We start from the raw sequence: 1,419 nt of genomic DNA, 5'->3' as shown, positions 1-1,419 counted from the left end.
TGATTATGAAACAATGATTGTTACTCGAAAAGACAATAAGAATGTAGTTATGATCTCAGAGGAATCCTATAATAATTTGATGGAAAATATTCATGTCATGGGGAATAAAGCTAATTATGATTGGCTGATGGAATCCAAAGCACAATTAGAAAATGGTAATATCACGACACATAATCTTGTAGAGGCAGATGTGGATGAATAAAGTATTTACTGAGAATGGATGGAAGGATTATGTGTATTGGCAGACGGAAGACAGAAAGACTCTCAAGAAGATTAATACACTTATAGAAGATGTTTGTAGGAATGGGAATGAGGGAATCGGAAAGCCTGAATCTTTATCTGGAAATTTATCTGGATTCTGGAGTAGACGGATTAATGATAAAGACAGACTAATCTATAAGATTGACGAAAGCAATGTATATATCTTAGCTTGTAGATATCATTATGGGGATAAGTAAATCAAAAGCACCAATATTACCTTTTTGATTACCTTTGTTTTACCAAAAATAAAAATGGCAGAAAACCTTGTAAATTAAGGTTTTCCACCATACTGCAAGCAGGGGATGAGAGAATCGAACTCCCGCCAAAGGTTTTGGAGACCCCTATCATACCACTTGACCAATCCCCTATGTTTGTCTGTCGCACTAGATATTTATAACATATATAACCATGGTTTGTCAATCCCTATTTTGGAAAAATCTTATAAAATGTGAAAATGAACCACTTTGCAATATTTTATAGACAATGCTATAATGAAACAGAAGATAATCACCGGAAGAAAAACCATTGATAAAATTGTTAACTGGCCTACAAGATTGGGTTCAGGCCAGAGGGAGGCAGTACAGATGAAAGAAAAAGTAATACAGGGTGGAATCGTGAATGGAGTAAAGATGCTGGTATGTCCGACCTGGGAGGATGATTTTCAGAAGGAGATACAGAAGACAGGGGGCTGTTTTCGGATTAATATTGATTATTCAGCAGTGGATGTTTCGTTCTGGAGAGAGTTGGAAGAGATTGCAATACGTTTCGGATACACTTTGGATACGGAAGCAAGAGACATGATTCAGGAATATATAGATAAGTATAAAAAATATGAGGAGCATTTCTGGGAATATGGAAAGAAGATGATCTCTTTTGAATCTTTTTGCAGAATACTGAGTAAAAGGGCTGGAATTCAGCCGAGGCAGGCGAAGGAATATGTTGTCTCCAATCTGCAAAATCTGGAGAATAAGGAAGTGCTGGACGCGTTACTCTTTGCTATGCAGCTGATCAAATCTGAGAATGGATTGGAAGGTACACAATGGACAAAACCAACGTGTGACTATATCAAAAAGGAATTCGAAAAAATGATTCTTTCACAATGATAAGAAATTATTTTTAAAGAAGAATTGAAACCGAGATTTTATCGGCGTATAATAT

The 1,419-nt window shown here is 35.9% G+C and carries 3 protein-coding genes and 1 tRNA gene; 3 read left to right on the top strand and 1 reads right to left on the bottom strand.

What is annotated here, in order from left to right; genetic code table 11:
- Nucleotides 1-202: type II toxin-antitoxin system Phd/YefM family antitoxin (locus JQM82_RS15645; protein WP_235251344.1), on the top strand; the 202-nt coding region annotated here is incomplete at its 5' end.
- Entirely contained in the window at nucleotides 195-458 is a 264-nt protein-coding gene (locus JQM82_RS15640; protein WP_235251343.1) for a Txe/YoeB family addiction module toxin, read from the top strand. The genes JQM82_RS15645 and JQM82_RS15640, both read left to right, overlap by 8 nt.
- A 99-nt stretch (nucleotides 459-557) precedes the next feature.
- Here JQM82_RS15640 and JQM82_RS15635 read toward each other — a convergent pair.
- Nucleotides 558-628, bottom strand: a tRNA-Trp gene (locus tag JQM82_RS15635).
- A 217-nt stretch (nucleotides 629-845) separates the two neighbouring features.
- On the opposite strand from JQM82_RS15635, the gene JQM82_RS15630 reads away from it, so the two are divergent.
- Nucleotides 846-1,364 (top strand): hypothetical protein, encoded by a 519-nt coding sequence (locus JQM82_RS15630; RefSeq protein WP_235251342.1) that lies wholly within the window; start codon nucleotides 846-848, stop codon nucleotides 1,362-1,364.
- Nucleotides 1,365-1,419: the final 55 nt, after the last annotated feature.

Source organism: Faecalicatena contorta (assembly GCF_021531995.1).
In the GTDB taxonomy this organism is placed as follows: domain Bacteria; phylum Bacillota; class Clostridia; order Lachnospirales; family Lachnospiraceae; genus Dorea_A; species Dorea_A contorta_A.
The sequence above is the reverse complement of the archived record's forward strand: the minus strand, read 5'-3'. Positions and strand labels throughout refer to the sequence as shown.